Origin of the sequence: Blautia sp. HCP3S3_D9 (assembly GCF_052063845.1) — a bacterium.
Taxonomy (GTDB): Bacteria; Bacillota; Clostridia; order Lachnospirales; family Lachnospiraceae; genus Blautia_A.
The window spans coordinates 16,674-32,494 of record NZ_JBQHWS010000034.1 but is presented as its reverse complement, the minus strand read 5'-3'; the positions used below and the strand labels follow the sequence as shown (position 1 = coordinate 32,494).

Below are 15,821 nucleotides of genomic sequence, written 5' to 3'. Positions count from 1 at the left end.
CTAAAGCACAACATTAAAGAAAGGAAAAACTGATGCATTGGTTATTTCTGTCCGACTGAGATTGGTCATTTTCTCCCGACAATAAATGGCTAATTTCTCCCGACGCTAACAATATCTCTTAAATAAATTTTCAGGTACCGCATTTTTATATTTATTATAACTGCTCACCCGTATATCATTGTAATGCAAATAAGTTATAAGTTCTGAATTTTTCCCACAAAAAAACTGGCACATTTCTGCACCAGCTTTTTTATCATTCATAATCTTTCTTAACGTTTCTTTTTTATTCTTCAGCATTTAGTCTTTTCTGATACATGGACTGAAGCAGGAATTTTCCTGTCTCTGTTTTGAATACTTTTTCCAGCATATTTCTCACATTACTTTCGGAGAAATTGCTCTCATCTGCATTTACCAGATAGTCAGCTTCTATCATGATCTGATAGTCAATGCCATCGATTCCATTTATTGTGTGATGATGGCTTACAATGTAAGAAACACGGTCCACAAATTCTTTTGGCAAATCTGAATCTGCGAAAAATTCTTCTATCAGTGCCGCACTCTCTTCTTCCTGATGCTTGCCGTTGGTGTTTCCATATTTCACTCTGCAGAGAGGACAGGAAATGTCATGCACAACCGCAGTCACCTCCACCAGCTTCTGCATCTCCGGCGACAAATTTTCGCCCTCGGCGATTGTTTTTGCATATGCGTATACTTTCATGAAATGGTTGATGTCATGAAGATCTCCCTTTGAATACTCCACCATTTTCTTTACAACTTCTGCTACTGTCATGTTTTATTCCTGCCTTTCTCTTCCAGTATTTTTTTTGTAGTTTACAACTCAGGCTTCTTTACTATTTTTTGAATTTTCTTCTTCCTTCACTTTCAACACTTCCTGTACTGAAATTTTCAACATTTCAGCTACTTCTTCCGGTGTTTTTCCACTCAAAAGCGCTCCCTGAATTTTTCCTTTTATCACTCCTTCACTTTCTCCCCGCTTATATCCATCATCAAATAACATCTGTCCTAACCTGGTCATAGCTACCGCCTCCTTAATCTCTTCTAATTCCTTTCCTGTAAGAAATTTATCTGCCAATGTATATAACATTGCTAATGCCTTATCTGAATCCTCACTTGTTCCATATCTTGTCAGTAAAATTGCATCTTTGATTTTATCTTTTCTGGTTCTGTTCCCGGACATTAGTGGTGTCAATGATAATTCAGCATAATCTTCTTTCTCAAAGGGCTCTCCTGCGATCATTTTGTTTTTTAATTTATTGAGAATTTCATCTGCATCTTTATTCTGCATATATATCGGTTTTACTCTGTATGTATATAACCCGCAATCCAGCTCGCCTCTTGTTTTCTTAATTCCACCAGAATAGACCACATAAGTAATAACCTTTTTCCTCGTCTTATGTGAATACATCGCTTCATATGCATGAAAACGCTGCAGATCTTCCTCTTCTGAATCGTTCGTTGTATGGAATTCCACATGAATATACATATCCTGTGTCGTCAGAAATGTAAAATCCATAAACAAGGAATGTATCGTCAATTCTACAAGTTCCGTAGAACCAGTGTCTATATACTCATACTCAATTCCCAGTGTCTTTAAAATATGCTCTCGAAAATACCCGATTCCCATTTTCAGAAGCGCATCTTCATGTTTCGTATTATTTGTCATGAGATATTCCTTTCTTAATTATTCCGTATTGTTATCTCATGTATTCTGAAAATTTTTATCGAACCGTATTTTTTCGTTTTATCTTCTGTAAGTGGCAATTATAAAGTTTCCACTCACCTTCCTTCGAATTTATTGGTTTCATTGTAGCAGATATCTACGCACAATACCACGTATTACGTAAATATAATTTCTTAATATTCTATAAAATAAGAACAGCAGAACTTTGAGGTGTACATCCTCTTAAGTCTGCTGTTTTTATTTATTCAGTATCTTATCTAGAAACTACTATTCATTTTCTAAATCAATTATTTACAGAGTTCTTCTGCCATAGCCTCGATTTCGGCTTCGTTTGCTTCGCTGAGGGAGGACATGATCTTTACGTTGTTCTCCAGCCATGTGATGTTTTTGCTCTTTTCGAACATTCCCTGCATCACTCTTACTGCTGCAGGTGCCCAGCTTCCGTTTTCGATGAGGCCGATGGTGCGGTTCTGGTAGTTGCGTTCTGTGAGGTTTTCGATGTAGGTGCGCATGAATGGGAAAATATCGCCATTGTATGTAAGGGTGGCAAGTACCAATTTGCCGTAGCGGAACGCATCTTCTACTGCTTCTGCCATATCATCTCTTGCGAGATCAAATACAGTTACCTTCGGGCATCCTTTTTCTTCCAGTTTCTGTGCCAGGAGTTCTACTGCTTTCTTTGTGTTTCCATATACTGATGTATAAGCAATCACAACACCTTCGCTCTCTACTTTGTAGGAGGACCAGATATCATATTTCTCAAGGTAATGTCCAAGGTTCTCTGTCAGGATCGGACCGTGGAGTGGACAAATGGTCTGGATATCCAGAGTTGCTGCGGCTTTCAGGAGTTTCTGAACCTGTGCTCCGTATTTTCCAACGATTCCGATGTAGTAGCGGCGCGCTTCGCAGTCCCAGTCTTCTTCTACGTCAAGTGCTCCGAATTTACCGAATCCGTCTGCGGAGAAGAGAACTTTGTCTGTGCTGTCATAAGTAACCATAACCTCCGGCCAGTGAACCATTGGTGCGAATACAAATGTCAGGACATGTTTGCCAAGTGTCAGGCTCTCACCGTTTCCTACTACCAGTTTCTTTCCGTCCAGATTCAGTTTTCTGAAGAAATTCTCCATCATGGTAAAAGTCTTTGTGTTGGCAACGACTGTTGTGTCAGGATATGTTTTCATGAAGTTCTCGATATTTGCAGCATGGTCAGGTTCCATATGCTGAACTACCAGATAGTCCGGTTTTGCACCGTTGAGAACTTTGGCTACGTTTTCAAGCCATTCATCTTTGAAATTGGCATCTACAGTATCCATAACTGCGATCTTCTCATCCATGATCACATATGAGTTGTATGACATACCGTTCGGCACTACATACTGTCCCTCAAACAGGTCTACCTGATGATCATTTACACCTACATAATAAATATCATTTCCGATTTTCATTGTAAGACTTTTCCTCCTTGTTGAGTCCATTTTCATAGCTGTGTATCTATGATTTTGTCTTCTTTTTATTTCTGTACCTATTATATCCAATTTCTTACAGGAAATCAATAGCGTCTGCACATCTACCCGCAGAATTTTTCAGGTACTTTAACGCCAAAATTCCCAACCACAAGATAATAATATCTATGGTCAGGAATTCTTATTCAATCATAAAATTTTTTCTTTACAGCTTCTGCAAGAAACTCTGCTGTTCCTTTTACACCGAAAAAGCTGCTGTCAATGAGAATATCCTTATAGCGTTTATCATCCGGGAGATATCCTGCATACTGCATATGGTAAGAATTTCTCGCTTCATCTACGGACTTGATCATCCTGCGTGCTTCCTGTTCTTCAAGTCCGAGGTCTTTAATGCAGTGTTCAAGTCTTGCTTCGTAAGATGCATAGATATAAATATGAAGACTGTTCTTCACATCACTCAGAATGAAATCTGAGCAGCGGCCTACGATAATGCAGTTATTCTTTTCCGAGAGAAACTGTATGATATTTTTCTGTGTATCGAAAATTTTGTCCTGTGTATTGCTGGTTCCTTTTCCAAGAGGAAATATCATTCTGGAAAAAGGATTCACTGCCTGTTTTACTGCCTTTTCTTCTTCCTGATCTACTACTGAGATTGGAAGTTTCAGCTTCTTTGCAGCCTGATCCACAATGTCTCTGTCATAATAATCTATTCCCAGGATCTCACTCATCTGTCTCGCGATCGGACGCCCGAGGCTTCCGAACTGTCTTGTAATAGTAACCACAAAATGATCCATTCAATACCCTCCTGCTCTTTTACTGTCAACAATGTTAAATTACAATGATGTTAGGGGCATATTTGTCTCACAAATTTCAAAAGTCATTCGCAACCATACTCGAAGACTTTTGACTCTAACATCTCAGCCACAATTATAGCACAAATCCAACCACACCGAAACAGAGAACAGACAATACACTGGCTATGATCACATAAGGAATCTGTGTCAGGGCATGTTCCATACTGTCTACACCAGCTGACTGTGCTGCGAGCAGAGTTGCATCTGAATAAAAGCATGCGTGACTTCCGAACGTTCCTCCTGAGATTACAGCTGCCATAATGAGGATTGGATTTGCTCCAAGAGCTGCGCCAAGTGGAAATACAATTGGTGTGATAATGGAGCTCATTCCCCAGTCAGAACCTGTGGTAAATGCAAGAACAGCACCAAGAATAAATACCATAGCAGGAAATACTGCTGCGAAGAGGAATGGCTCTGCAAGCTGAATGATGTACTCTGTCATTCCCATTTTTCCGGAAAGATCTTTTAAAACAAACGTAACCAGGAGCATAGTCAGTGTTGGAAGCATATCACCAAATCCACGGATCATACTGTTCAGGAAAGCATCTACTGTAAGGATTTTTCTTGGAACATAAATTGCAAAGCAGACAATTAATGCCAGGATCACGGCGCTTAAAATATCACCGGAAACAACTGCAACTGCAACCAGAACACCCATTGGGATCAGGAAATTCCAGATATTTCCGTCGTCATCCAGCTCCGGATTCTCATGGTTGTACTTTCTGCTGGACTCTGAATAAACCATTCCAGTCTCTTCTACTCTCTGATATGCCTTTTTCATAGGTCCGATCTTCGGCATCCATCCCATAACAAACAGGAATACAATGACCAGTGTAATGATCGGATAAAACAGGAACGGGATCGCTTTCAGGTAAGCACCCATAGCACTTGTTACTCCCAGAGCTTTGACACTGTCCTGTTCATAAAACAGGCTGGCATAGAAAACTGCCCATGTAGAAAAAGGAAGCAAAACGCACACTGGTGCTCCTGTGGAGTCCAGAAGATATGCAAGTGTTTCTCTCGGAAGTTTCTGCTTGTCACTGATTTTTTTCATACATGTACCGATTGACAGTACATTCAGGTAATCATCCACGAAGATCAGAATTCCCATGATAAATGTAGTCAACAGTGTTTTTCTTTCTGTATTGCAGACTTTGGAAATGTATTTGGAAAAGCCGAAGCTTCCTTTTGAATCTGTAAGCAGACTGATCAGACCGCCAAACAGCAGGCACACCAGCATAACCCACACGTTCTCTGCCAGCATATCCTGAAGTGACTGGCTCCATCCTGCCAGAAATCCTTTTCCATAGAGAAGAATTGCTGCTACCATGGATCCTGCGATCATAAATTCCACGCAGCGTCTGGTAACTACCGCTCCTACAATGATCAGAAGCGTAATAATAATTGCCACAAGTCCTAAATTCAGATGCATATATCAGGCCTCCTTTTTCATACGAATTTTAATCAGATCAGGTAAATCCACTGCTTTAATTTCGAAAATCAATAATTATTATTGAGGTATGGATTCCGCAACAAAGCAAATGATTTTGAAAAAACACTCATCTCTCAAATAACGCTTAATGTTCATACCATCCTACAGTTCCAGGTTTCATATTAATATTGATCTGCTTAATCTCCTGATACTCTTCCAGTCCGTGAACACCCAGTTCTCTTCCGATACCGCTCATCTTGTAACCGCCCCACGGTGCTTCGTTAAAGGTTGGATTGTAGCAGTTGATCCAGGTGATTCCGGCACGGATTTCTTTGATCACATGCATAGCTCTGGAAATATCAGAAGTAAAGACTGCACCTGCAAGTCCATAAGGAGTGTTGTTTGCCATATCAATAGCTTCCTGCTCTGTTTTAAATGTCTGCACGGTCACAACTGGTCCAAAGATTTCCTCTTTTACGATCGTCATGTCGTCTGTGCATTCGTCAAAAACAGTCGGGCGGATAAAGTATCCTTTTGCGCATTCACCCTCAGTGTAACGTTCGCCTCCACATACTAATTTAGCACCTTCTTCTTTTCCTTTTTCAATATACGCCAGTACTTTCTCCATGTGGCTCTTAGAAACCATAGCTCCCATTTCTTTATTTCCATACGCATTTTTTCCTTTCTTATTGATCAAAGTCCTGTTACAAATTTTCCCTGACAATGCAAAAAGGGCACTATTCCGCCATCTGACGGAATATGTGCCCCTTTGCTCACAATCATGATCTTATATCTTTATTTAACTTGATTATTTTTTATAACTATTTTGTTAATCCTGCTTTTACATCTGCAAGTGCTTCATCGAATCTGGAGATTACGTCTTTGATATCCTGTTCGGAAATGACTGCTGTCGGCTCGAAACGGATAGTCTTTGCGTTAACCAGAGTTCCGGCTGTCATGACACGTCTTGCAAATAATCCTTTAGAAGTTTCATATCCAAGTTCGCATGTATGGAATTCAACAGCAAGCATCAGACCTGTACCACGAACTTCCTGAATGATCTCCGGATATTTAGCTGCCAGTTTTTCAAGACCGGCTTTCAGTACTTCACCTTTTGCTTTGCAGACACCTGGGATATCGTTTTCCAGCATGTATTTAATAGTAGCGATGGCTGCAGCACAACATAACGGGTTTCCACCAAATGTAGGAGAACCAAGAAGCCATGGGTTTTCAACAAGCTGATCTACCCACATGGATGGTTTACAGATGATACCTGTAATAGGAAGAATACCACCGCCGAATGCTTTACCATATGTCATGATATCCGGTGTAACGCCTTCTGCTTCGCATCTCCACATTGTACCTGTACGTCCCATACCTGTCTGGATTTCATCGAAAATCAATGCTACGCCGTATTCATCGCAGATTTCTCTGACTTCTTTCAAATATCCCTTAGGTGGAACAATGACTCCGGCTTCACCCTGGATTGGCTCAAGGATGACTGCTGCAACTTTCTCACCGACTGCTGTCAGGTTGCGGATTGCTTTACGCATATCTTCTGCATTTCCGTATTCTACATGCTGTACCTGCTGTACCATTGGTGTGTATGGAACACGGTAAGTGGATTTACCACCCATGGAGATGGCACCCATTGATTTGCCGTGGAAAGCACCTACTGTAGAAATGTACCAGCGTCCACCTGTTGCGATACGTGCAAGTTTCAGTGCCATTTCTACTGCCTCTGCACCACCGTTTGTAAAGAAGCAATACTGCAGGTCACCTGGTGTGATATCTGCCATTGCTTTTGCCAGATATCCACGAAGCGGATCCAGAAGTTCCTGAGAATGAAGTGCCTGATGATCAAGCTGTGCTTTTACTACATCCAGGATTTCTTTGTTACGATGTCCGCATGTGTAAATACCAAAACCGCCGAGGCAGTCGATAAATTTCTCTCCATTCAGTCCGTAGCAGTATGCGCCTTCATCCTGCCATTCCAGAACTGCTCCGCCTTCAGAGTCGGAAGATACAGATTTACGATATTTTAACCAGCCCGGGCTTACATAGTTGTCGAAATGATCCAGTGTTTCTTTTACCATTGCTTTTTTCTCTTCTGCCGGGATGTCCTTTGTGTCTGTTTCGATGAGTCTGATCACTCTGTCAAGATCTTTGATTACCTGTTTACTATCTGCCATAATTTCCTCCTCACTGCCCGGTCACACCGGACCTGTCCATTAATTTTCAGGGTAATAAAAAATGGCGCATCTGGAGATATATTCCAGATACGCCTTTGTATCATAATCAATATTTCTATTTCACCTGGCCTTTTCTTTTCGGTAGGTGTTTTGTTTTTTAACTTGGATTTATGATACCATTTCCTGCAGGGTGTGTGCAATGGTTACTTTTTTCTATTTTCCGGTTATTTTTAAGTATGTCTACTTGTTTTTGAGTAGTTCTGATGATAAAATAATTGTAATTATTTACATAAATACTCCCCCACTTCTTAGAGCAGGGAACTTATTTGATTCGGTTAAACTATTTTAAATCTTATGGAATGATAATTATGGAAAAGAATAAATTTTTGATGATCAATGACCTGATTTATGAAATATATCTGTGGAAAAATGTTTCTGATATAGATGCGTTTTTCTTTCAGAGACTGAAAATGATCGTACCTTTTGAATACGCCAGTCTGTTTCTCCATGATGAGACTGCTGATAATCCTTTTTCTCTTGGAAATCCGATCTGCTTTCCTTCTTCTTTTCAGGAAGCAGAACTTCAATATACACAATTTGCAGGTGAGGATGAACTCCTGTGGATCCTTCACGGAAAAGAATCCCAGCTGATCCGGGAAAGTGCAGTGCTGGACGAGGAACATCGTCTGAATTCTCCTCTTTACCTCAAATGTTACCGCAAGTATAACATTTACGACAGTCTGCAGTATACGATTGTTTTTCAGCAGAAGTTCCTCGGTGTTCTGACTCTTTTCCGGACACGGCCAAATGGGACTTTCGTATCTGATGATATGTTTTATCTGCGTGCAGTTGCCATGCATCTGAATCCGGTACTGCATCGGATGATTTTTGAAAAATCTTCTGAAAATCCGGCAGGAATATCCGGGCTGGCCCAGTTGTCAGAATATCATCTGACTGCCAAAGAAACCGAAATACTGAAATGTCTTCTGAATTTTCAAGACAATGAAGAAATTGCGGAGACTCTGCATATTAAAGAAACTACTTTAAATAAACATCTGCAGAATCTTTTCCGCAAACTGGAGGTACGGTCACGCTGGGAACTTTTGCGTAAACTGCGTACATAATAAACTTTCCAGATTCTCAGGTCAACTTCCCCCGTTTATGCCAGTAATTCTTTTTCGGCTTTCAGAATGCCAAGGATCATAGCGTCTCTTGTCTTTTCTTCATTGACAAGGTCTGATTCCTGGTATTCATAGAAGCCTTTTCCTGTGGAGATTCCGTTATTTCCTTCTTCTACCAGTTCATCCAGGAGATGATTTTCGCTCTTTTCATCAGAAAGGTCTGAATACAGATATTTTGCTACGGAATTAAATACGGACAGGCCACCCAGATCTGCAATCTTGAATGGGCCGGAGCAGGTGTAACGCAGGCCGTTTCCATACTTGATGGTACGGTCGATGTCTTCCGGATCTGCCACACCCTGTTCTACCAGATAGGTTGCTTCACGAAGCAGTGCAAACTGAAGCCTGTTAGACAGGAAACCTTTTACATCTTTTTTCAGAAGTACCGGTTCTTTTCCCATGTCTTTAAAAAGAGTGTAGAGGGTTTCGCATACCGCCTGATCTGTTTTATCACCTTTTGTGATTTCTACCAGAGGAATGATATGCGGTGGATTCAGAAAATGGGTTCCGCAGAATCTTTCCGGAAATTTTACGAATTCGCTGAGCTGGTTTACTGAAATTGCGGAAGTATTACTTGCCAGGATGGTATCCTCCGGTACAAGTTCTGATACTTCCTCATAAAAGTTCTTTTTCAGATTCATAATCTCCGGGATTGCTTCGATAACGAGATCAGCATTCTCAAAGCATTTCTTATCTACTGTAAACTGGATTTTTTCTTTTATCTCATCTGCAGCCTGTCTGGTCAGACACCTATTTTCAACCAATGCTGCCAGACTTTTATCAATCACTTTTCCTGCTTTTTCAAAATCTTTCTCTGCTACACTGTAAAGTACTGTCTCAATCCCATTTTCCGGAAACATCAGGCTGATTCCTGCTCCCATGAGTCCACCACCTGCTACAACTACCTTCTTTATTGTTTTTTCCATAGGTCTACCTCCTGATCTCAATTCTGTTTTCCCCACATATATGTCGGCGGAAATTTTATTTGCATACAAGATAAACCTTATCTCAGAATGAGAGTCAACCCTGATTTTAACATTTTTTTTGTTCTGGTTTTGTACATAATTCCGGTTTTTTCACTTAAAAATACTCTTTTTTGTGCAGATGCAAAGTCTGGTTTTCCCTTGACTCTATCCCAGGAACAGATTATATAATGGATTCATATTTATTTTAAGGAAGTGATCTCATGACATTAGAGGAAGAAATACGTGAGCTGATCTGTGTAATGGTAAAGAATCATCCGAAATCTGCCTATTACCGTGAACCGGTGATCGGATTTGCCAGTGCATCTGATCCTCTCTATGATCAGTTAGATGATCTGATCGGAAATCCCCAGATTCACCCCAAAGACATGCTGAATGGAGCGCAGACTGTGCTTGTATTGTTTCTGCCCTATTCAGAAGTAATCTATAAAGATATTAAGGGCGAATGCAAAACCTCCAGCATATGGTCTGATGCTTATATGCATACCAATGAACTGCTGGATCATATCATGGGCCAGGTTCAGAATCTTCTTGAACTGAAGGGCTACCATAGTGTCACCGAACCACCTACTGAGAATTTTGACCATGTATCAAAAACTGCACGGTGGGGACATAAATCCAATGCCGTAATCGCAGGAATAGGAACTTTTGGGCTGAATCATCTGCTGATCACCAAAAGGGGGTGTCTGGGCAGAATGAACAGCCTTGTCACTGACGCATATATTACTCCAACCAGACGTACAGATCATCAGTACTGCCTGTTTCATCAAAACGGAAAATGTAAGGTATGCATCATGAATTGTCCGTCCGGTGCAATTTCTCCTGATGGGACTATTGATAAGAAAAGATGTGATGCCTATCTGGAGGGTAAGAATATCCATGACTGGCAACAGGGATGCCCACAGTGTTCTCTGGGTCCATGTGCGCTTAAAGGATTTTAGCTAAATCAGACAGATACTATTATGCTTCAAAGTTCTGGCTATAACAGACGGAAGTTTCATGTCATTTTTATTTTAGAATCAGGAGGATGCTTATGAGTGTTTACACAGAAGCGGAACATGCAATTGCTCTTACAGATACTTTATACTGGATTGATCATCCACCGATTACCCCTGTACAGCGGTATCTTTTTGGCCGTTACCATTACCGTCTGAAAGATTTTAATACTGCTTTTCACTGGTTCACGCTTTCTCTTTCTGATGGCATAGAACAGGCATGGTTTGACATCGGAGAATGTCTGCGTCTGGATTTGGTCGACGCTGATATTTGGGCTGATTTCTTATCCGGATATCAGAGAAATTCCGGCTGTAATAATATTTCCGATGCAAAGATCACAGAGCTTTGCTATAAAAATGCATGGAACTATTATTCCAATGAAAATACCGAAAATTCATATCTTCCCAAAGGTGAATCTCTGTTCCGGCGTGGTTTTCTTCTCTGCCATGGTCTTGGAACACCTGCAGTTCCTGATACCGCATATCAATTTTTCAGCGATGTGGTCAGACTCCACTCTTCTCTGACACCGGATGATTTCAATATTTGCTGTGATTATTCCAATGCAGGTACTTCTGATGGCGGAACACACATTTCTTCCCCTGTTGACCTCTGTAAACTGCCTGCAGGTGCTGCCCTTTTTGAGATGGCAATGTATCATTCCAAAAATGAACAGCGCAGATTTCTGAAACAGGCATATGATTTCCACTTTGAAGAAGCGCTTTTCTATGATTATGAACATTGTGGAAAAGCTTATGAAGATTACGAATATCAGGATGATATCCGGGAACTTTTCAGTTTTCGTATCGGTCAGTATACACGCGTTCACGATGTAAACCCGTCCCCGAAATCTCTTGACCGGCTGGCATGCATGTACGAAAACGGTTATCCCGGAGATAATGAAGAACGCAGGAAAGCTTTTGCCCTGAAAGCAGCTCCCCTGCGTAAGAAAATAACTGTAATGAAAACAGCCACTGAAAAGCTTTTGTGATACTTTTATTCCTTTTCCAACAGGATCTGAACCTCGTATGGACAGTGATGATATTCTACCAGATTATCCTCATATTCATTGGCGATCACATATGCTGTCTTTTTGTATTTTTTCATATATTTCTTGAATTCATTTACATCCCATTCTCCGGCACATATCCTTGATCTGAAGCATAGATAGGTGCCTGCTGGAAGCTCCTTGATATTGGGATGATCAAAGAGCTTATCTTTCAGATATACAAAATATTTCCTGGGTTTGAACTCTCCCCTGAACAGGGCGTCAAAATCTGCCAGATATCCGTACTGTCTTCTGAAATGTGACTGGTTCAGACCTTCGCTGTTCTTTAACGCGGCCAGTCTGGTCTCTACAGATTCCACATCATCGTCCTGTTCATATCCTACTGTCAGGATATATCTTTTATCCAATTGTACAAGATATGGAACATTTTCGAAATCATACTGCTTCAGATAGGAAAAATATTTCTGATACCAGACAATATCTTCGTACATCTCGTTGATACGTTCTCTCTCCGCTTCGATTCTTTTCTTCTGTTTTTCAAGAAGCTCCTGCATTTTATCTACTGTTCCTTCTTTCAGTATTTCTTCAATGTCAGGAAGAGGCATATCCAGGCTTCTTAAATATCGGATCCTGTCTATGTAATGAAACTGTTCAAAAGAATAATATCTGTATCCACTTTCCTGATCTACAACATAGGGAGTCAGCAGACCGGCATTGGAATAATTTCGCAGCTGCTGCACTGATATTCCCATCATTCTCGCTGTTTCTCCTATTGAATATAAATGCTTTTCTGTTGTTTTTTCCATTTGTCTGTCACCTCATCTTTTATACGGGAAAAAGCGGACTGTAATTTGTCCGCTTCCTGAAATTATTCTGTTTTAAACCTCTCTCTTACCAGTTCTGCAAGATACTGTGCTGTTCCTTCTACACCAAGCATTCCACTGTCTATCAGAATATCTTTATAATTCACATCTTCCGGAGCATAGCCCGCATAATGCCTGTGATATGCTTCTCTGGCTTTGTCTACCTCACGGATCATACGTTTTGCCGATTCTTCTGTCATCTTCAATGTACTGATACAGTTTTTCAGACGCTGGTCATATGAAGCATATATATAAATCCTCAAATGATTCTTTACACTTTCCAGAATATAATCAGCACATCTTCCAACTATAATACAATTTCCCTTATCTGCAATATTAAGGATAATCTCTCTTTGTGTATCAAACACATCATGCTGCATGCGGATTCCACTCTGTCCCAACGGAAACATCATCTGAAAAAATCCATTGGATACGGTTTCATCTGCATCACTGATCGTTGACACCGGAAGTTTCATTTTCTTTGCCGCAGCATCTACAATATCCCTGTCATAATATTCAATTCCAAGAATCTCAGCCATTCTTGCTGCAATGGGACGTCCCAGACTTCCGAACTGTCTCGCAATTGTTATTACATATTTACTCATTTTTAATCACTCCTGTTTAATAAAACGATTCTGCAAAAGTTCAGCTCACAGTAAACTGTAAGTAACAGCTACGGATTATTTGCGTCTTGTATATTTTCCGTTTCTCTTTTCAATATAATCCAGAGCAAACTGACAGATTGTACAGATTACAAAATAAATGATTGCTGCAACAATATATGCCTCAAGGAATTTAGAAGAACGTCCTGCTACAATCTTCGCACGTCCCAGAATTTCCGGAATTGCAACTGCGAATGCAAGGGATGCATCCTTGATCAAACCGATAAACTGATTTCCAATGTTCGGTAATGCTGTAGAAAACGCCTGCGGCAGTACTACTCTTATCAGACCCTGATTTGTTGTCATTCCCACTGAATAGCAGGCTTCCAGCTGTCCCGGATCAACGGCCTGAATACAGCTTCGGAACATTTCTGACATATAGGAACCTGTGTACAGTGAAAAACAGAAAAACATAAAATAAATAGCGGGGATGCTGTTAATGCTTACATTCGTACCCCATTTATAGTTGACCCACTCCAGAAGTCGCGGAATTCCATAATAGGTTACCAGGATCTGTACCATCAGAGGGGTACCTCTGATAATTGCAATGTAAATAGCTGAAATCTGCTTCAAAACCGGAATCTTAAAAATACGGATCAAAGCTGTTACAAGTCCAAGAATACTTCCAAAGATCAGTGCCACTACTGCGATCAGTAATGCATAGGGAATACCTTTCATAATCTCCGGCAGGCACTGCCACATATATTGAATATCTAATGCTCTCATCTTTCCTCACTCCTACTCTTTTATCTTTTTCAGGAACTGTCTTGTACGTTCATTCTGCGGATGATCGATCACCTGTTCCGGTGTTCCCTGTTCCACTACCACTCCGCCGTCCATGAATACAACCTTTGAGGCGACATCATGTGCAAAGGAAATCTCATGGGTAACAACGATCATGGTAATTCCGGTTTCTGCGATCTCTTTCATCGTTTCCAGTACTTCTCCTACAAGTTCCGGGTCAAGAGCTGAAGTTGGCTCATCAAAAAGAATAACGTCCGGCTGCAGCACAAGTGCTCTGGCAATGCCGGCTCTCTGCTGCTGGCCGCCGGACATTTGGATCGGATAATAATCCAGTCTCTGTCCAAGTCCGACCTTTTCAAGCATTGCCTTGCTTCTTTCATATGCTTCCTGTTTGTTGACTTTCTGAACGATGGTAAGGCCTTCCATGACATTCTGGATCACTGTTTTGTTTTTAAAAAGATTGTAGTTCTGGAATACCATCGCTGTCTTTTTTCTGAGTTCCATAACTTCCTTTTTTGTTCCTTCTTTGCATGGAACAGTGAAGCCATTGACACAGATCGTGCCCGCATCTCCTCTTTCCAGAAAATTAATGCATCTGAGGAAAGTGGTCTTTCCTGAGCCACTGGGGTCCAGGATTGCCACTACCTCTCCTTTCTTTACTTCCAGGTCAACTCCTTTCAGTACTTCAAGGTCTCCAAAAGATTTATGTACCTGCGAACATTTCACCATTACCTCGCTCATCAGAGTCATCTCCTTTACCGTCTTTTATCGTTTCTTATTTTTCATTTGCCTGAAAATCTTCCAGTGTGTCTTCTGTAAAGAAACCATTTTCAGCCATGCTGGTTACGCCGCTGTCACTGCCAAGATATTTCTTTGCAAGTTCAGATAATGTTCCATTGTAGTAGAGTTCCGGAAGATATTTGTCAAAGATATCTGCGATCTGCTGTCCTTTGTCTGTTTTTGCAAACAGGAAGTAGGAAAATCCACCATTGTAAATATCATCAGAAATATGAAGTCTGTCCTCAATTCCTGCAACCTGTGCTTTGGAATATGCAGCGGATGGGTCGTTTACAGTTGCATCTACACGGCCGTTCACAATCTCATCAAGCATCTGCGGAAGAGTTCCATCCAGATATTCCAACGTAAATGCATCCGGATTTTCGTCCAGGTACTGTTCCATCTGTGTTGTGAAAGAACTTCCTACGATAGCATCTACTTTTTTGCCTTTCAGATCTTCAAAACTGTCCATTGGATCATCAGCAGTGGAAATAACCGCAGAACCTGCGAAAAGGAATGGATATTTCGGATACAGATACATTTCTTTTCTTTCATCTGTCTCACCAAGCTGATTGCTTACCACATCGAACTTGTCTGCATCAAGACCGGGAAGAAGTGTATCCCACTGTGTATAGCTGTATTCACATTCGATCTCCGGTGCCAGTTCATCGATTGCTTTGATTACTTCGATATCATATCCTGTAATATTGTCATCTTCGTCTACATATGTATATGGTTCATAATCTGCGGTTCCTGCAACTCTGACTTTAATTACATCACTGCTGGAATTCTCATCTTTTGATGCGCCGTATACAGGCATGCTCACTGCTACTACCATCACCATTAATGCTGCAAATAATCGTTTCCTCCTCGTGCTCTTTTTTGACTAAACATGGTTTACTTTTCTGATTTTATAATGTTCTATACCGTACCTTTCAAGCAGATTCAGTATAATAAAAAAGAAGT

16 protein-coding genes are annotated in these 15,821 nt (G+C 40.7%); 3 read left to right on the top strand and 13 right to left on the bottom strand.

Annotated features, from left to right (window positions below; all coding sequences use genetic code 11):
* Positions 1-283 precede the first annotated feature (283 nt).
* The 7 genes from ACTNES_RS08805 to ACTNES_RS08775 form a co-directional block, all read right to left on the bottom strand.
* Positions 284-790: an HD domain-containing protein gene (locus ACTNES_RS08805; RefSeq protein WP_291809250.1), complete on the bottom strand. Its 507-nt coding sequence runs from the start codon at positions 788-790 to the stop codon at positions 284-286.
* A gap of 48 nt (positions 791-838) precedes the next feature.
* Positions 839-1,684 carry a hypothetical protein gene (locus ACTNES_RS08800; RefSeq protein ID WP_441039132.1) on the bottom strand — a complete coding sequence of 282 codons (846 nt, stop codon included), beginning with the start codon at positions 1,682-1,684 and terminating at the stop codon, positions 839-841.
* Between the two features lie 305 nt (positions 1,685-1,989).
* Positions 1,990-3,147 carry an FprA family A-type flavoprotein gene (locus tag ACTNES_RS08795; protein WP_291809243.1) on the bottom strand — a complete coding sequence of 386 codons (1,158 nt, stop codon included), beginning with the start codon at positions 3,145-3,147 and terminating at the stop codon, positions 1,990-1,992.
* 203 nt (positions 3,148-3,350) lie between these two features.
* Positions 3,351-3,959, bottom strand: a complete 609-nt coding sequence (locus tag ACTNES_RS08790; RefSeq protein WP_216459357.1) for an AAA family ATPase — start codon at positions 3,957-3,959, stop codon at positions 3,351-3,353.
* A gap of 133 nt (positions 3,960-4,092) precedes the next feature.
* Positions 4,093-5,451, bottom strand: coding sequence for a Na+/H+ antiporter NhaC family protein (locus tag ACTNES_RS08785; protein ID WP_441039131.1), 1,359 nt, complete (start codon positions 5,449-5,451; stop codon positions 4,093-4,095).
* Positions 5,452-5,596: 145 nt separating this feature from the next.
* Positions 5,597-6,148: an aldehyde dehydrogenase family protein gene (locus ACTNES_RS08780; RefSeq protein ID WP_330636157.1), complete on the bottom strand. Its 552-nt coding sequence runs from the start codon at positions 6,146-6,148 to the stop codon at positions 5,597-5,599.
* Between the two features lie 124 nt (positions 6,149-6,272).
* Positions 6,273-7,643, bottom strand: a complete 1,371-nt coding sequence (locus tag ACTNES_RS08775) for a putrescine aminotransferase (RefSeq protein WP_216459355.1) — start codon at positions 7,641-7,643, stop codon at positions 6,273-6,275.
* Between the two features lie 368 nt (positions 7,644-8,011).
* Between ACTNES_RS08775 and ACTNES_RS08770 the strand changes: the two genes are divergently transcribed.
* A complete protein-coding gene (locus ACTNES_RS08770; RefSeq protein WP_291815317.1) occupies positions 8,012-8,767 on the top strand; it encodes a helix-turn-helix domain-containing protein in 756 nt (251 codons plus the stop codon).
* A gap of 35 nt (positions 8,768-8,802) precedes the next feature.
* Here ACTNES_RS08770 and ACTNES_RS08765 read toward each other — a convergent pair whose 3' ends face one another.
* A complete protein-coding gene (locus ACTNES_RS08765) occupies positions 8,803-9,750 on the bottom strand; it encodes a 3-hydroxyacyl-CoA dehydrogenase family protein (RefSeq protein ID WP_441039130.1) in 948 nt (315 codons plus the stop codon).
* 260 nt (positions 9,751-10,010) lie between these two features.
* On the opposite strand from ACTNES_RS08765, the gene ACTNES_RS08760 reads away from it, so the two are divergent.
* Positions 10,011-10,748, top strand: coding sequence for a hypothetical protein (locus ACTNES_RS08760; protein ID WP_441039129.1), 738 nt, complete (start codon positions 10,011-10,013; stop codon positions 10,746-10,748).
* Between the two features lie 92 nt (positions 10,749-10,840).
* Positions 10,841-11,791: a hypothetical protein gene (locus tag ACTNES_RS08755; protein WP_291807749.1), complete on the top strand. Its 951-nt coding sequence runs from the start codon at positions 10,841-10,843 to the stop codon at positions 11,789-11,791.
* A gap of 5 nt (positions 11,792-11,796) precedes the next feature.
* Here the strand turns inward: ACTNES_RS08755 and ACTNES_RS08750 are convergent, their stop codons facing one another.
* The 5 genes from ACTNES_RS08750 to ACTNES_RS08730 form a co-directional block, all read right to left on the bottom strand.
* Positions 11,797-12,615, bottom strand: a complete 819-nt coding sequence (locus tag ACTNES_RS08750) for a MerR family transcriptional regulator (protein WP_441039128.1) — start codon at positions 12,613-12,615, stop codon at positions 11,797-11,799.
* Between the two features lie 62 nt (positions 12,616-12,677).
* A complete protein-coding gene (locus ACTNES_RS08745) occupies positions 12,678-13,277 on the bottom strand; it encodes an AAA family ATPase (protein ID WP_441039127.1) in 600 nt (199 codons plus the stop codon).
* Positions 13,278-13,352: 75 nt separating this feature from the next.
* On the bottom strand, positions 13,353-14,060 hold the full coding sequence (locus tag ACTNES_RS08740) for an amino acid ABC transporter permease (RefSeq protein ID WP_441039126.1): 708 nt from the start codon (positions 14,058-14,060) through the stop codon (positions 13,353-13,355).
* A 12-nt stretch (positions 14,061-14,072) separates the two neighbouring features.
* Positions 14,073-14,819: an amino acid ABC transporter ATP-binding protein gene (locus tag ACTNES_RS08735; protein WP_441039125.1), complete on the bottom strand. Its 747-nt coding sequence runs from the start codon at positions 14,817-14,819 to the stop codon at positions 14,073-14,075.
* Positions 14,820-14,853: 34 nt separating this feature from the next.
* Positions 14,854-15,693 carry a transporter substrate-binding domain-containing protein gene (locus ACTNES_RS08730; protein ID WP_441039124.1) on the bottom strand — a complete coding sequence of 280 codons (840 nt, stop codon included), beginning with the start codon at positions 15,691-15,693 and terminating at the stop codon, positions 14,854-14,856.
* Positions 15,694-15,821 lie beyond the last annotated feature (128 nt).

Coding starts and splice junctions, on each gene's coding strand:
- ACTNES_RS08805 (WP_291809250.1), bottom strand. CDS start 790: ATGACAGTAGCAGAAGTTGTAAAGAAAATGGTGGAGTATTCAAAGGGA.
- ACTNES_RS08800 (WP_441039132.1), bottom strand. CDS start 1,684: ATGACAAATAATACGAAACATGAAGATGCGCTTCTGAAAATGGGAATC.
- ACTNES_RS08795 (WP_291809243.1), bottom strand. CDS start 3,147: ATGAAAATCGGAAATGATATTTATTATGTAGGTGTAAATGATCATCAG.
- ACTNES_RS08790 (WP_216459357.1), bottom strand. CDS start 3,959: ATGGATCATTTTGTGGTTACTATTACAAGACAGTTCGGAAGCCTCGGG.
- ACTNES_RS08785 (WP_441039131.1), bottom strand. CDS start 5,451: ATGCATCTGAATTTAGGACTTGTGGCAATTATTATTACGCTTCTGATC.
- ACTNES_RS08775 (WP_216459355.1), bottom strand. CDS start 7,643: ATGGCAGATAGTAAACAGGTAATCAAAGATCTTGACAGAGTGATCAGA.
- ACTNES_RS08770 (WP_291815317.1), top strand. CDS start 8,012: ATGGAAAAGAATAAATTTTTGATGATCAATGACCTGATTTATGAAATA.
- ACTNES_RS08765 (WP_441039130.1), bottom strand. CDS start 9,750: ATGGAAAAAACAATAAAGAAGGTAGTTGTAGCAGGTGGTGGACTCATG.
- ACTNES_RS08760 (WP_441039129.1), top strand. CDS start 10,011: ATGACATTAGAGGAAGAAATACGTGAGCTGATCTGTGTAATGGTAAAG.
- ACTNES_RS08755 (WP_291807749.1), top strand. CDS start 10,841: ATGAGTGTTTACACAGAAGCGGAACATGCAATTGCTCTTACAGATACT.
- ACTNES_RS08750 (WP_441039128.1), bottom strand. CDS start 12,615: ATGGAAAAAACAACAGAAAAGCATTTATATTCAATAGGAGAAACAGCG.
- ACTNES_RS08745 (WP_441039127.1), bottom strand. CDS start 13,277: ATGAGTAAATATGTAATAACAATTGCGAGACAGTTCGGAAGTCTGGGA.
- ACTNES_RS08740 (WP_441039126.1), bottom strand. CDS start 14,060: ATGAGAGCATTAGATATTCAATATATGTGGCAGTGCCTGCCGGAGATT.
- ACTNES_RS08735 (WP_441039125.1), bottom strand. CDS start 14,819: ATGAGCGAGGTAATGGTGAAATGTTCGCAGGTACATAAATCTTTTGGA.
- ACTNES_RS08730 (WP_441039124.1), bottom strand. CDS start 15,693: ATGGTAGTAGCAGTGAGCATGCCTGTATACGGCGCATCAAAAGATGAG.